At 43.9% G+C, this 14,438-nt stretch carries 15 protein-coding genes and 1 pseudogene; all 16 read left to right on the plus strand.

What is annotated here, in order from left to right; translation table 11 throughout:
* Positions 1-331 precede the first annotated feature (331 nt).
* Positions 332-1,501 (plus strand): MFS transporter, encoded by a 1,170-nt coding sequence (locus tag DY78_RS02895; RefSeq protein WP_024626037.1) that lies wholly within the window; start codon positions 332-334, stop codon positions 1,499-1,501.
* A 64-nt stretch (positions 1,502-1,565) separates the two neighbouring features.
* Positions 1,566-2,180 carry a L,D-transpeptidase gene (locus DY78_RS02900; RefSeq protein WP_024626036.1) on the plus strand — a complete coding sequence of 205 codons (615 nt, stop codon included), beginning with the start codon at positions 1,566-1,568 and terminating at the stop codon, positions 2,178-2,180.
* Positions 2,181-2,503: 323 nt separating this feature from the next.
* Positions 2,504-2,944, plus strand: a complete 441-nt coding sequence (locus DY78_RS02905) for a hypothetical protein (protein WP_056993491.1) — start codon at positions 2,504-2,506, stop codon at positions 2,942-2,944.
* A 134-nt stretch (positions 2,945-3,078) separates the two neighbouring features.
* Complete coding sequence (locus DY78_RS02910; RefSeq protein ID WP_024626034.1) at positions 3,079-3,390, plus strand: PadR family transcriptional regulator; 312 nt, start codon at positions 3,079-3,081, stop codon at positions 3,388-3,390.
* Positions 3,391-3,404: 14 nt separating this feature from the next.
* Positions 3,405-4,031 (plus strand): DUF2812 domain-containing protein, encoded by a 627-nt coding sequence (locus DY78_RS02915; RefSeq protein WP_024626033.1) that lies wholly within the window; start codon positions 3,405-3,407, stop codon positions 4,029-4,031.
* Between the two features lie 2 nt (positions 4,032-4,033).
* Positions 4,034-4,696, plus strand: coding sequence for a class I SAM-dependent methyltransferase (locus DY78_RS02920; protein WP_024626032.1), 663 nt, complete (start codon positions 4,034-4,036; stop codon positions 4,694-4,696).
* A gap of 437 nt (positions 4,697-5,133) precedes the next feature.
* Positions 5,134-6,780, plus strand: coding sequence for a peptide ABC transporter substrate-binding protein (locus DY78_RS02925; RefSeq protein ID WP_024626031.1), 1,647 nt, complete (start codon positions 5,134-5,136; stop codon positions 6,778-6,780).
* 161 nt (positions 6,781-6,941) lie between these two features.
* Positions 6,942-7,871, plus strand: coding sequence for an oligopeptide ABC transporter permease (gene opp3b, locus DY78_RS02930; RefSeq protein WP_024626030.1), 930 nt, complete (start codon positions 6,942-6,944; stop codon positions 7,869-7,871).
* A gap of 3 nt (positions 7,872-7,874) precedes the next feature.
* Positions 7,875-8,909 (plus strand): ABC transporter permease, encoded by a 1,035-nt coding sequence (locus tag DY78_RS02935; RefSeq protein ID WP_024626029.1) that lies wholly within the window; start codon positions 7,875-7,877, stop codon positions 8,907-8,909.
* A 15-nt stretch (positions 8,910-8,924) separates the two neighbouring features.
* Positions 8,925-10,001, plus strand: coding sequence for an ABC transporter ATP-binding protein (locus tag DY78_RS02940; protein ID WP_024626028.1), 1,077 nt, complete (start codon positions 8,925-8,927; stop codon positions 9,999-10,001).
* Between the two features lie 6 nt (positions 10,002-10,007).
* Entirely contained in the window at positions 10,008-10,964 is a 957-nt protein-coding gene (locus DY78_RS02945) for an ABC transporter ATP-binding protein (protein ID WP_024626027.1), read from the plus strand.
* 506 nt (positions 10,965-11,470) lie between these two features.
* Positions 11,471-11,767, plus strand: coding sequence for a hypothetical protein (locus DY78_RS02950; RefSeq protein WP_024626026.1), 297 nt, complete (start codon positions 11,471-11,473; stop codon positions 11,765-11,767).
* 39 nt (positions 11,768-11,806) lie between these two features.
* A complete protein-coding gene (locus DY78_RS02955) occupies positions 11,807-12,001 on the plus strand; it encodes a hypothetical protein (RefSeq protein ID WP_024626025.1) in 195 nt (64 codons plus the stop codon).
* A 334-nt stretch (positions 12,002-12,335) separates the two neighbouring features.
* Complete coding sequence (locus tag DY78_RS02960) at positions 12,336-12,971, plus strand: Firmicu-CTERM sorting domain-containing protein (protein WP_172643340.1); 636 nt, start codon at positions 12,336-12,338, stop codon at positions 12,969-12,971.
* Positions 12,964-13,596: an exosortase family protein XrtG gene (gene xrtG / locus DY78_RS02965; protein ID WP_024626023.1), complete on the plus strand. Its 633-nt coding sequence runs from the start codon at positions 12,964-12,966 to the stop codon at positions 13,594-13,596. The genes DY78_RS02960 and xrtG overlap by 8 nt, the downstream gene beginning before the upstream one ends.
* A gap of 4 nt (positions 13,597-13,600) precedes the next feature.
* A pseudogene (locus tag DY78_RS02970) lies at positions 13,601-14,386 on the plus strand (TIGR03111 family XrtG-associated glycosyltransferase); the annotation flags it as partial.
* Positions 14,387-14,438 lie beyond the last annotated feature (52 nt).

Raw genomic sequence — 14,438 nt, forward strand, 5'->3', positions numbered from 1 at the left:
GAAGCTGATCTTTTTTGTCCGAACAGCGTTCGGATTAATTTTACAATCTACCAAAAGTCATCCAAGTAAGACTGCTCGTCGCTTGATTCAAAGCGTTCAATCCCAACCTAATATTTTAAAATTAGTATTTCAATAGTTACCAGAAACTATTATTACCTTTAATATCGAGTCGTCACGTTAAGGGGACGTAATGGAGTAGCCACTGGGGAACGGCTGCGATTCAGATAACCAATCAAGGGCTGACCAGGCGACTAGTCGGTCTTTTCGTATTTCTTAACGAGCGATTTGGCGCTAAATTTAACGACATTATCAAGAATAGGGAATGATTCTAATGGAAAAAATTCAGCCGTCCATGCCTAAGACGATTCAAATTAATTTCTGGTCATACTTCATCAGCATGGCAGTCACCTTTGTGGGCTTCTACGGATTTACATACATTGTCACGTGGCTCATGATTAATGAGACCAAGACCCCGCAGCTATTAGGTAACGTTATGGCGATTACGATGGTACCGGCGATTGTTTTAAATTTAGTGGCGCAGCGGTTGCTAACTAAAATTAATGCGCGGCTAATGATGATGATTACTGATTTGCTGACGGGACTGTTATTGGTTGGCGTTTATTTTTTGATGGCAGTCCCTCGTTGGCAAATCACCGTGTTAATTGTGGCGTCGGTGCTGAACAAGACAATCGGGGTCTTTTATAAACTTAGCAATAAAACAATTTTGCCGGCCCTTTTTCCTGTCGCAAAAATTCAGCAAGTTAATGGGACGCAAACGCAAGTCCGGCAAGTGGCGATCGTTAGTTCATCGATGATCATTTCAACGCTGTTGTTATGGATTCAGCCGCGGTTGGTAATCCTACTCATTGGCGGGGGCTTTTTAGTTTCGGTGTTTTTTGATGCGCAATTAACTTTACTAGTGCCAAATCCTCGGCAGCCTCGCGGTGAAGAACCGCACGATTGGCGCCAAGTACTTAAACAAACCGGGATGGGGCCGTATCTAGGCTATGCGGTGCTCGGGAGTCTGGTAGATGCGAGTTTAGCGGTCTTAATCCCATGGTTAGCAGTCACTTTATTTCATCAGAGTATCGCGTTAAGTATCCTAATGACCGCTGAAGCCGCTGGCATTATTTGCGGGCCACTGTGGCTGAAACGTTTCAGCACGGTGAAGTTGCGAACGCTTTGTTTGTTAACCTTGCTGGGCTTAGTATTTTTTGTGCCGAATTTTTGGGTGTTGACCGTTGGGATGGTAGCCGTTGGCAGTTTGCGTGGCGCATTTAATGTCCTGTTTTTTTCGAAGGTTCAGACCGACACGGCGCCCCAAAATCTAGGTTGGATTATGGCGATTGTTTTGACCGTGACCGATACCGCGACCGTAGTGGGAACCTTAGTCGTGCCGCGATTAACACAATTTTGGCATCAGTGGACAATCAGTATGGTTGGGCTTGGATTGTTAATTTTGCTGGGGACACGGTCATTATTAGCAAGAATAAATCATTGAAGATAAATTAAATTGTTTGTGTAATAATGGTAAACGATGGCTAAAAAATGGGGAGCGATATTTGATGAATAGTCGGATCATTATGGGGACAACGACGGTGTTAGCAACGAGCGTCATAGTAGTTGGGTTTACTAAATATTGGCAAAGTAAGCATGCTGAAAAAAGGATTAATCATGTAACGTTGGCTAAGTCAGCCAAGCCTAAAAAAATTGCAACGGTGAAGACCAAGGTACAATCAATTGATTGGCGGGCCCCTTCAATGCCGAATCGGTCATATCCCGATGTGAATAAACATCCTAATTTGAGTATCGAAGTTTCCACTAAAGCGCAACGGGTTTACTTACGAGAAAATGACCAGACGTTGTATACGATGCGAGCTTCCACCGGGCGTGCGGGCGATGCGACGCCAACCGGGCAGTTTGAAATTCAACCCGAGCGTGGGTTACATTTTTATAATCAGCAATCCGGTGAAGGCGCTAATTATTGGGTATCGTTCAAAGATCATGGGATTTACTTATTCCATTCGGTGCCGGTTGATGCGCAAGGACACTATGTGGTGAATGAAGCTAATGAGTTGGGCAAGCAAGCTAATTCCCATGGCTGTGTACGGTTGTCAATTGCGGATGCTAAGTGGCTTTATGAGAATATTCGGCAACATACGCCAGTGACGGTTAGTTAATATAATGATTTAAATAACCTGAAAAATATTAAGCTTAGTAGCATAGAAGCATTCTGTTGGATAACCTCTTTGCTGCTAAGCTTAGTTTTTTTTGACGAGGTCTGATGATTACAGCAATTATAAGTATAATAGTGTAAATCAATTATAAACTGATATAATAAGTTATAAGTTAATCAAATAATGATTTCGTTTTGTAAACTGGTATAAGTCATCCGTTTGATAGGTGAGATGTGTTTTAGTAGAAAAGCGGTGAAGAAATGTTAATTATTCTCATAACTAGTTTTATTTTTGCGTGGCTGGCAATGCTAGTGGTGGCGCTGTTTTTGGTTAGTATTAAGCGCGGTAAAATAAAAACAGCCCTGCCGTTTGCCGAATTTATGCAACAGCAGCAAGTCTTGGATCAGCAACTGGGTTTAAAAAAGTCGTCAGGTCAACAAGTCGGCGCACAGAATAAGTGGATTGTCCCAGTTGTGTTTGTGCTATCATTTTATCTGCTTTTTGCCGGCAACTGGTTAATCGTGGTAACACGGGTTTGCCAAGTGATTTTGTTCGGCGTTACAGTTGGGCTGATTGGTTATTCAGTGTATGCGGCGTTCCGTCGTGTCCATTTGCGAAAGGCTTCGGGTTTGCCGTATCCGAGGTTAGGCATTAATCCGATTTGGCGGCGATTAATGTTGGTGTTAGTCGGTCTAATATATATTGCGATGCTCGTGGTGTTTATCATTTTTACGATTATCGCGCCGTCGCTTTTGGAAATGATTTGAAATTAGTTCAGTTAAGTCGTTAAAAGTCACTGGTAACAGTGGCTTTTTATATTCACAAAAAACTATTTAGTTTGACTTTATACAGTCAGACGATATACAATCAAACTGTAATGAAATAACGATTGGAGGTTACTATGGCGAAAACGACAGACTTACCGTTAACGGAAACCACCTTTTATATTTTACTCGTATTGACGCAACCGCTACACGGGTACGGTGCAATGCAAGCGATTGAGAAGTTGAGTGACGGTCGCGTTAAGATGGCCGCGGGGACCATGTATGGCGCGATTGAAAATTTATTAAAGTCCAAGTGGATCAAAGAAGTACCGAGTACGGATAAGCGGCGGCGGGTTTATCAAATTACGCCGGCGGGGCAACAGATTCTAACGGCTGAAACGCAACGGTTACGGCAATTGAGCCAATTAGCGCAACAGTTCGGTTACTAGGGGAGTGCAGTAACATGAAAAAATGGAAGTTGTTTTTAGATTTAGATACGGAAGAAGCTTGGCTGAATCACATGCAAGCTACCGGTTATCGCTTGGTCGACGTGCACCTGTATTCGCATCGTTATACGTTTGTGCCGGTTGACTCGGGGGAGTCACCAGCGGTTCGAATCGATTTTCGTAATCAGGGAATGTCTAAGCGGGATTATCAAGATTATCGGCAATTGTTTGCCGATAGCGGTTGGACGTGGATTGCTGGCAGTCGCCATGGTGGGATGCAGTATTTTGAACAAGCTGACATGGCGGTGGCACCGGATATTTTTTCGGATCAAGCGTCTAAAGTCCGAAATCGGCAGCAGGCGAGTTACTATAGTCTGTTTTTCGGCCTACTCTTTTTCGCGTATGCTGGTTATATGATTTACACGCAATTTGGAAATTGGTCCGGCATCTTTAATGCCAAGTCTTGGTACTTAACACCAGGCTTATGGCAAATGTCTGGCGGCGCATTTTTGCGGGCCTGGTTGTTTGAAACCCCGTTTGCCTTAATGCGAATCATCCCAATATATTTGTTATTCGGTATCAGTGGTTATTACAGCATGCGATTTTGGTATAGCTATCGGCAATCCGTGCCAAGGGGGCATTAATCATGACGAAACGTCCAGAAGCAATGGCGGCCTTTTTCAATGACCGCGCGACGATTTATGACCAGCAACAATTAATTAACGCCGATGGTGGGATTGAGGGGTATCAGCGGTTAGCGGACTTCATTCCGACCGCGACTAACCAGATTTTGGATTTAGTCTGTGGCACCGGCCTGGAACTGGCGGCCATCTTTGCTAAATTACCAACGGTTAAGGTAACCGGGATTGATTTGGCGACGAACATGTTGGCGCAACTGCGAAAAAAGTATGCTGACCGTAACATCCAGTTAATTAACGCCGACTATTTGCAAGCTGACTGGGGCCCAACTAATTTTGACGTGGTTATCACCGTCATGTCACTTCATCACTTTACAACGACGGAAAAACTTACTATATATGAAAGAGTTTTTCAAAAATTACCGGTTGGTGGGCGCTTCATCAATTGTGATTATATGATTGGCAACAACGATCAAACGCAAGCTGATAGCTTCGCTAAAGCCCAGCAACAAGCGCTGACGGCCTATCATTTGGATGACCAGCACCGTTACCATCTGGACACACCGCTGACGGTGAAAACCGAACAGCACTTGTTACGTCAAGCGGGCTTTGCAGCGGTGCAGCAAGTGTGGTCCAATCATAATAATGTCATGTTACTGGCTGAAAAATAAATTGGGCATATTGGAATCGGTGCACCCAACTAGTGAGAAAGTTTGTGACTAATTATTTTAATATTAAGAGAATTCTGATAATTAAGTGGTGATTATTCGTAATCGCCACTTTTTTGGTGGTTTTAACCAACCGTATTCATCACATTTTAGCCACTGACGACCGCAGTTTGAGTTATTTATTAAGAAAGATAGCCGATTTTACTTAGTTAAAATTAGATAAACTTAGTCTGCAAGTGAATGGCTATACTACGGTGTTTGTGACGCTATTAAACGTCAAATATAATTGCTTTTAGGTTAGTTAATAAATTGAATTATGGCTAAAAAATGATAAAAATGAGAATTTGGCATTGATTTTAATTTATTTATAATATACAATTACTTTAACTTTTCGAGGGAAAAGCACACACACACATTAAAGTTAGAGGGGTTGGGTTTTTATGAATTTGAAAACAGCTGCAAAAGTAACCGTTGTTGCCGGCGCATCCTTGTTATTCTTAGCTGCTTGTGGGTCAAAGAGTAGTTCGACATCAAGCTCAAAGCAAACGGCTAATTTAACTCAAAATGCAGAATTGCCAACGATGGACATTTCTAAGTCGACCGACGTGGTTAGTTCGAACATGTTGAATAATACCAATGAAGGGTTATATCGAATCGGGAAGAACGGTTCAATTACACCCGGAATTGCCAAAGCTACCAAAGTTTCTAATGGTGGTAAGACATATACCTTTACATTACGTAAAAACGCTAAATGGAGTAACGGTGATAAAGTTACCGCGCATGATTTCGTTTATGGGTGGCAACGGACGGTCAACCCTAAGACAGCGTCACAATACGCATACTTATATTCAGGCATTAAGAACGCTGACCAAATCGTCAACGGTAAAAAAGCCGTTTCAACGTTGGGGATTAAAGCTGAAGGCGACTACAAGTTAGTCGTTACTTTGGACAAGCCAATCTCATACTTCAAGAAGTTAATGGGCTTTGTTAACTTCTTCCCACAAAATGAAAAAGTGGTTAAGAAGTATGGTTCTAAATATGGGACGACTAGTTCAGCCATGGTTTACAACGGTCCTTACAAGATGACTGGTTGGACTGGGACGAACTTGAGTTGGACGTTGAAGAAGAACAACGACTACTGGGATAAGAAGAGCGTCAAGATGTCTTCACTTAAGTTCCAAGTTGTTAAAGATGCTTCAACTGGTTTGAACTTGTATAACTCAAACAAGGTTGATGATACGATTCTTTCAAGCACGCAAGTTAAGAACTACAAGACGAACAAAGACTACAAGGTTTATAAGACCGCGTCAACGTTCTATATTGAAATGAACCGTAATGACAGTAACAAGACGTTAGCGAAAGCCTTCAAGAACAAGAAGATTCGTCAAGCCTTGTCATTAGCCATCAACCGTAAAGAATACGTCAGCAGCACGTTAGGCGACGGTTCAACGGTTGCCAAGGGTTACGTCTCCGAAGATTTAGCTAAGAATTCTAAGACGGGTAAGGACTTCACTAGTGATGCTAGCGTTCCAAGCGCTGTAGAATACAATCAAGCTAAGGCCAAGAAGTTATTCAAGGAAGGCTTGAAAGAAATTGGCGAAACTAAGCTGAACATCAAGTTGCTTTCTGATGATACCGATGCTGGTAAGAAAGCCACTGAATATATCCAAGGTTCATGGGAAAAATTACCTGGCTTAACGGTTACTAACCAAAACGTCCCATTCAAGACGCGTCTATCACGGTCTGAAAGTGGTAACTTCGATACGGTTATCTCAGCTTGGAACGCCGACTTCACTGACCCAATTTCCTTCTTATCATTGTTCACGTCATCTAACTCATACAACAATGGTAAATACAGCAGTTCAGAATACGATAGCTTGATCAACAAGGCTAACGGTTCTGATGCCAATAACACGACTGCTCGTTGGAATGACATGGTCAAGGCTGAAAAGCAATTAATGAATGACCAAGGTGTCATCCCAATCTATCAACAAGCGACTTCACACTTGACACGGACTAGTTTGAAAGGAATCATCTACAATACTGCGGGTTCTCAATACAACTACAAGTACATGTCAGTTAAATAGTTAGACGTTACTAAAAAAGGCATTAGATGTGTGTGCTTTAACTAAACGATTGTGAGACAAGGGGGTAAGGATTGACACATTGTTAATCCTTACCGTTTTGTTTTATAATGAGGATTGTCATTATTTTTTAAGGCCAATTTAATAGAATGCGAGGAATTCTAATGAGGAAGTATCTCTTAAAGCGGATATTATACTTGTTCCTGACATTATTCATTGTGGCGACTGCCACGTTCTTCCTAATGAAATTAATGCCCGGGACACCGCTTCAAAATGAAGCTAAATTGACGGCAAGTGAAAAAGCCTCAATCTTAGCGCAATATGGCTTGGATAAGCCCGTATGGCTCCAATATATCACGTATATCGTTGGTATTTTCCATGGTAGCTTAGGGTTATCCTTCCAGTTCTCTGATCAAGCCGTTAGCTACTTGATTGGTAGCCGGATGGGTCCTTCAATGCAATTAGGGGCGCAAGCCTTAGTTGTGGGGGTCATCTTCGGGATTATTCTTGGGGCGATTGGGGCGATCAAGAAAGATACTTGGGCTGACCGGTTAGCCACGATTCTCTCCATTTTAGGAATTGCCGTACCAAGTTTCGTCTTAGCCATCTTGTTCCAATACTATGTTGGGTTAAAACTCGGTTGGTTCCCAGTTGCCGGCTGGTCCGGTTTTGCTTACACCGTCTTACCAACCTTAGCGTTAGCCGCCAGTCCGTTAGCTGAAACCGCGCGTTTCATTCGGACCGACATGGTCGACGTTTTGAGCTCCGACTATATCGAATTAGCCAAAGCCAAAGGGTTATCCAAATTCGGGATTGTTTACCACCATGCCTTGCGGAATAGTTTGATTCCAATGGTCACCTTGATTGGGCCATTAGCCGCTGCGTTGATGACTGGGTCAATGGTGGTTGAAAACATCTTCTCCGTTCCTGGTATTGGGGAACAATTTGTTAAGTCAATCTTAGTTAATGACTATCCAACGATCATGGGTGTGACAATTTTCTACTCCGCTTTATTATGTGTCTTATTACTATTGACGGATATTGTCTACGGCATCATTGATCCACGGATTCGCTTAAGTGGAAATGGGGACTAGTTAATGGTAGAAAATCCAAATAACATTGAAATCAACCCCGGCGACTTCGCACCGCTGGATAAACAAGCCGGTCCCGATAAAGAAAAAATTGCGGCACCGTCCTTAACGTTCGGCCAAGATGTTTGGCGGCGTTTAAAGGCGAATAAAACCGCCTTTGTCAGTTTTATCGTCTTACTGTTGTTATTCTTGATGGCTTTCGGGGGCCAAGCGTTGTATCATCATGATCCAAACGCCCAAGCACCGAAATACGCCAACTTACCACCCAAGATTCCGGGTGTGAACATCCATGGTCTAAACGGGCACATTACCCAATCCGGGCAAGATGTTGATGCCTACAAACAAGCGGGTGCCAGTTCGAGTGTCCACTATGTGTTAGGGACCGACTACTTAGGCCGGGACTTGTTAGCGCGGATTATGTATGGGACTCGGATTTCACTTGAAATCGCCTTGATTGCCACCTTGATTGACTTGACCATTGGGGTCGGGCTGGGGATTCTCTCCGGTTGGAAAGGGGGACGAGTGGATATCTTTATTCAACGGATTATCGAAATTCTCTCGTCCATTCCTTCCTTAGTTGTCATGGTCTTGATGGCTACCGCCTTCACCAAAACGGGGATGGCTTCCATCATCGCTGCCTTGGCCTTAATCAACTGGACCACAATGGCGCGGCTGACTCGGGCACAAACGTTACAATTAAAAAACCAAGACTTTATCTTAGCGGCCCGTACTTTAGGGGAATCCGCACCTAAGATTGCTTGGAAACACTTGCTACCAAACTTATCAAGTGTCATTATTATTCAAACGATGTTCACGATTCCGAACGCCATCTTCTTCGAAGCGTTCCTATCATATATCGGGATTGGGATTTCTTCACCACAAGCTTCATTGGGGACGTTAATCTCCGATGGGCAAAAGAACTTCCAATTCTTACCTTATCAAATGTGGTATCCAGCTGCCGTCTTAATCATCTTGATGCTTGCCTTCAACTTGTTAGGTGACGGGTTACGGGACGCCTTTGATCCAAAATCAAAACGCTAGGAGGTCGCGGGAATAATGGAAAATCCTGAAAATGTTATTGAAGTGCGTAACTTGGAAATTAATTTCCACACGTACGCCGGTGAAGTTAAAGCCATCCGCGATGTCAGTTTTGACTTACGGAAAGGTGAAACCTTAGCCATCGTTGGTGAATCTGGTTCCGGTAAATCGGTGACCACCCGTTCACTAATGGGCTTGTTAGCCCCCAACGCTGAAATTAAAAAGGGCAGCATCATGTTTCATGGCGATGACATCATTAAAAAGTCTGAAAAAGAAATGCAACACATTCGTGGTAAAGATATCGCGATGATTTTCCAAGACCCAATGACGTCGTTGGACCCGACGATGCGGATTGGGATGCAAATCGCTGAACCTTTAATGAAGCACAAAGGTCTCAAGAAAAAAGAAGCGATTGCGCAAGCCTTAGAAATGTTGAAACTTGTCGGGATTACGAATCCAGAAGGTCGGATTAACGATTATCCTTACCAATTCTCAGGTGGGATGCGCCAACGGATCGTCATCGCGATCGCGTTAGTTTGTTACCCCGAAGTCTTGATTGCCGACGAACCAACCACTGCGTTGGACGTGACCATCCAAGCCCAAATCTTGGACTTGATGAAAGACTTACAAAACCGAATTGACACGTCTATCATCTTTATCACCCATGACCTCGGTGTCGTGGCGGGGATGGCTGATCGAGTCGCGGTTATGTATGCCGGGAAGATTGTGGAATATGGGACGGTTGATGAAATCTTCTTCAATCCGCAACATCCATATACTTGGGGTTTGTTGAATTCGATGCCGACTTTGGATACCGAAGGCGGGTCATTGTCCGCCATTCCAGGGACGCCACCCGATTTACTGGACCCACCAGTAGGCGATGCCTTTGCCGCGCGGAGTGATTACGCGATGAAGATTGATACCCAACAAGAACCGCCATTTTTCAAAGTGTCGGATACGCACTACGCTGCCACGTGGCTCCTGCATCCCGATGCGCCGAAAGTGACGCCACCGGCTGAAATTGTTCGCCGGCAACAAAAGTTCGCGGCGATGCAAAAGCCGGAAGCGCCAATTAAGTCTGACACAAAGGAGTAGTTGAAGATGCCTGATGAACGTAAAAAAATTCTAGAAGTCCATCATTTAAAGCAATATTTTAATGTTGGCAAAAAAGATGAAGTCCGGGCCGTTGACGACGTCTCCTTTGATATTTACGAAGGTGAAACGTTCGGGTTAGTTGGTGAATCCGGTTCGGGGAAGACCACTTGTGGTCGAGCGATTATTCGGTTATATGACCCGACGGATGGGGAAATTATTTTTAATGGCAAGGATATTTCCAAGCTGAAAGGCAAAAAGGAAATGCATGAATTCCGCCGTGAAATGCAAATGATTTTCCAAGATCCATACGCGTCACTCAATCCCCGGATGAAAGTTAAAGATATTGTCGCGGAAGGTATCGACATTCATGGCTTAGCCAAGGATGACGCTGACCGGACCAAACAAGTCGAAGACTTACTAGAAACGGTCGGACTCAACAAAGACCACTCCAGTCGTTACCCCCATGAATTCTCGGGTGGGCAACGGCAACGGATTGGGATTGCCCGCGCCTTAGCCGTGGAACCTAAATTCATCATCGCTGATGAACCAATCTCCGCGTTGGACGTTTCGATTCAAGCCCAAGTTGTTAACTTGATGAAAGAGCTCCAAGTGAAGCAAAATTTGACGTACTTATTCATCGCCCATGATTTGTCGATGGTTAAGTATATCAGTGACCGTATCGGCGTGATGCATTACGGAAAAATTTTGGAAATTGGTCCCGCTGATGAAGTTTACGGTCATCCGCTCCACGATTACACGAAGAGTTTGATTTCCGCGGTGCCAGTACCGGACCCCGAATTTGAACGTAATCGTAAGCAAGTCGCTTACGACGAAACCGCCGAAATGGATGGCAAGAAGCGCCGCATGGTCGAAATCGCTCCCGGACACTTTGTCCGCGCGGCCGAAGACGAAGTTGCAATGTACACGCAACGCGCCGTGGACGCTGGTTTGATTACGGAATAGTTTTGATAAAAAAGTCGTTTGGCTGAATGCTGAACGACTTTTTTGGTGTCTGCGGTCGTTTTCGTTTCCGCCAGCCCGGGAGTGGTCACGCGCCGTGGGGCAGACCGCAAGCCATAATGCGGGCTTGCGGGCGCTTTTTAGCCCGACCATAACCCGTGTCGGTCTAAAAAGTCGGCCCCAAAATGGTTCTGGCCAACCCACCAGCACCTTTTTGCGACACGGCGCGTGACCACTCCCAGGCTGGCTCCAACTAGCGTGTGCTATTATTAATATAATTATCTTGTAGACTTTGGGAGTGTGGGGATGGTATTTAGTATCCTAAAGTTGATTGCGTTGGGTAATGTGTGATGCTGAGATTGAAATATGTAGTTGGCGACACCATGGTCGTATTAGTATCGTGATGATTGTGGATCATAAGTAGCATGTCTGACGCGTGTTAACCTGACTGAAACTGTAAAGGTTCTTTTAAACAGTGACACTAATTATTCAAAATTGGGGAGATTTGAATGAAAAAATTGAAGGCGCATTGGAAAGCAACGATGGTTGGGGTGATTTTAGCCATTGTTTTATTATTCGGTTTGTTCTACCGGAATGAAGTCAAAGAACTTTGGTATGTTCATTTTGGTACTAGCACTAATTTGCAGGGGGTTACTTATCATGGCCGGGGATTGCAGCAGCCGTTTCACAATGACGGCCGATATACGAAACAATCCGGCGATACCGCGCAACTGACTGATTATGTGACAGCTGGTCGCAAAGTCATCATTACCACGAATTCCCGACAACGGATCGTGGGTGTTTAGTTATTAGACAAGGCGCAACAACTCGATAACGGACTCAAAGTGGGCGATACGTTTCGGCGGGCGCAACAATTGTTAGGTTCACATTATGTGTTGTTGACGACAGAGCGGTATGGTGACGTGGCCGAGTATGTGGATCAACCGCATCATTACCGGTTAGTGTTAGCGCTGAGTGCCCAGCAAAAAGTCAGCGCCATTATTTTATATCATCAGGCGCAATATGCGTATCAGTTCTAAAGGTTCAATCTCGTAAAGGTTGCCGGTTGAAGCTAGTGACTAGGCTAACATCTACAAAAATGTCGGTATCGCGATATTTTTGTAGGTGTTTTTGTCGCCAACGTCATAAATATAAAAATATTTATCATTTAAACAGTAAAAACCGCCGTTTAAACAAAAATTAGATAATTGGTGTCGATAATAGTACAATATAGATGAACGTATGATAGTGTTAACAATTGAATGACCAATATATTTGTGAGGTGTCAACTAAATTGGAACATCATCCAAGGAGGAGAGCGTAATAATTCGAAAGTGGATACTAACTTTGTGCATGTTTGTGGGTGCGTTGATTTTGAGTACCGTTAGTGTTCAAGCGGCCACGAGTAATCAGTATGGAATTACCATCGACGGTAATTTTAGTGATTGGTCTGACAAAACCATGACATCATTAAAAGAAACTGGCGATGATTATAATATCAAGAAGGCTTGTTTATTAGCTGATAATGATAATGTTTATTTCTATTTGAATATGTCGCCGGAACATGGGGGCGGCTATTCGACACTCCAACCAAGTGGCTATGAATTGAAAGTCGGTAATAAGACTTATTGGCTCACTTGGCAAGGGGTCAGTGGGTTAAGCGATGGTCAAACCAAGTCCTTTACGATTTATGCGTATGAAAGTGACAGTACCGGCGGCAATGTAAACAAGACGTTGACGCAAGCCCAAGCAGTGGTCCATCGCTACAAAACGGCGAATGGGCATAACGATATTATGGAAGCTTCGATTCCCTTGTCGGAATTGAAAGTTTCTGGGACGACGAGTCAGTCGATTTCCATTTCAAATACGAATTTAGGGACCCAGACGCTGACCACGACAGGTGGTAGTACTGGGCCAATTCTGATTTCTTCCGTGGGCTTTTTGATGGCGATCGCCGGGGTCGTTACTTATCAAAAACGGAAAAAAGTGTCACGGTTAGCTCATGAATAGTCTGTTACTATTCGGTCTGTTAGGGTGGTTATATCTGGTCTCGATTTTAAAGCGAGCCCATCTGACAGCTTTTTACTTCATAGCTGGCAGTGTGGGGTCGTTTTTTATCTTGATTGCGTTAGCCGACCCATACTGGGTGTGGTTTATGACCCATGCCGTCATCAATGTAGTCAAACTTCTCGGCGAAACGTTTGGCTGGTGTCACGTCATGACTAAGTACGGTATCGTCTATATTACCAACGCCAATAATCCGGTCATGATGACGATTGACTATGAATGTTCCGGCATCATTGAATCGACCTCCTTTTTAGCGTTAGTCATGTTTTATCCGATTTATGACCGGGCCGCAAAAGTCTTTTATGGTTGGTTCGGGTTAATTTGGATTTATTTGGCAAACGTCTTGCGGCTAATGATTGTTATAAGCCTAGTGCACTTTGGTGGGGCCGGTTGGTACTATTGGGCCCACTCGTTTATCGGGCGCTTAGTCTTTTATGCGTTAGTCATTATTTTGTACTATAACGTCTTTACGTATTCGCAATTATCAAAGAGTTTATATATACAAATCATTAAACGTGGTCGGGCGATTGTTGGCGGTATTCGGCATTTATGGAAGCGAGGGAACTAAGGTGTTGACTTATTTTTGGAATTTAACCGTCGTCCAAATGGGCTTTTGGATTACTTGGGCGATGGTCCCCTTAGTCGTGGAAATTATTCCCGCGGTCGTGTCAGCAATCATATTGATTCGCAAGCAGCATCACCGGGTGCCATTAGTACCGCCGGCGAAGTTACCGTTTATCTCGGTCATTGTACCGGTTTATAACTCGGAAGATACGTTGTTTGCCTGTATTCAGTCGATTAATGATTCCACCTATCCATCGGAACTCATTCAAATTATTTTAGCGGACAACCAGAGTACCGATGACAGTTTTCAAGCGTATGCCCATGCGCAAAATCGCTTCAACTTAAACATGCAATATTTGCGGACCGACCAAGGTAAAGCAAAAGCACTGAACTCGGCGATTTATCGCGCAATTGGGACGTATATTATTAATATTGACAGTGATGGCATCCTTGAAAAAAACGCCTTAATGAATATGGTCTTGCACTTCGAAAATGACTGTCAGTTAGCGGCATTGACCGGGACGATTCTGCCGCAAAAAGCCATGATCAAGGCGACCAAGCATTGGCCACTCCGCGTGTTACGCAAGACGGAGTATTTTGAATATGCCCAAGCCTTCTTATCCGGACGAACGATTGAATCGGAGAACAATCAGTTGTTCACGATGTCCGGTGCGTTTTCGGCCTTTCGGAAGTCTACCTTGTTGGAAACCTTCATGTACAGCACGACCACGGTCGGGGAAGATACCGATATGACGTTCCAAATTCGCGAACGCCTGAAACAAAAAGTTTTATTATGGTAGATTGCAAATTTAATCCGAATTTTTGGACAAATTGTTCAGCATAACC

The sequence above is a fragment of the Lactiplantibacillus fabifermentans DSM 21115 genome (assembly GCF_000498955.2).
Taxonomy (GTDB): Bacteria; Bacillota; Bacilli; order Lactobacillales; family Lactobacillaceae; genus Lactiplantibacillus; species Lactiplantibacillus fabifermentans.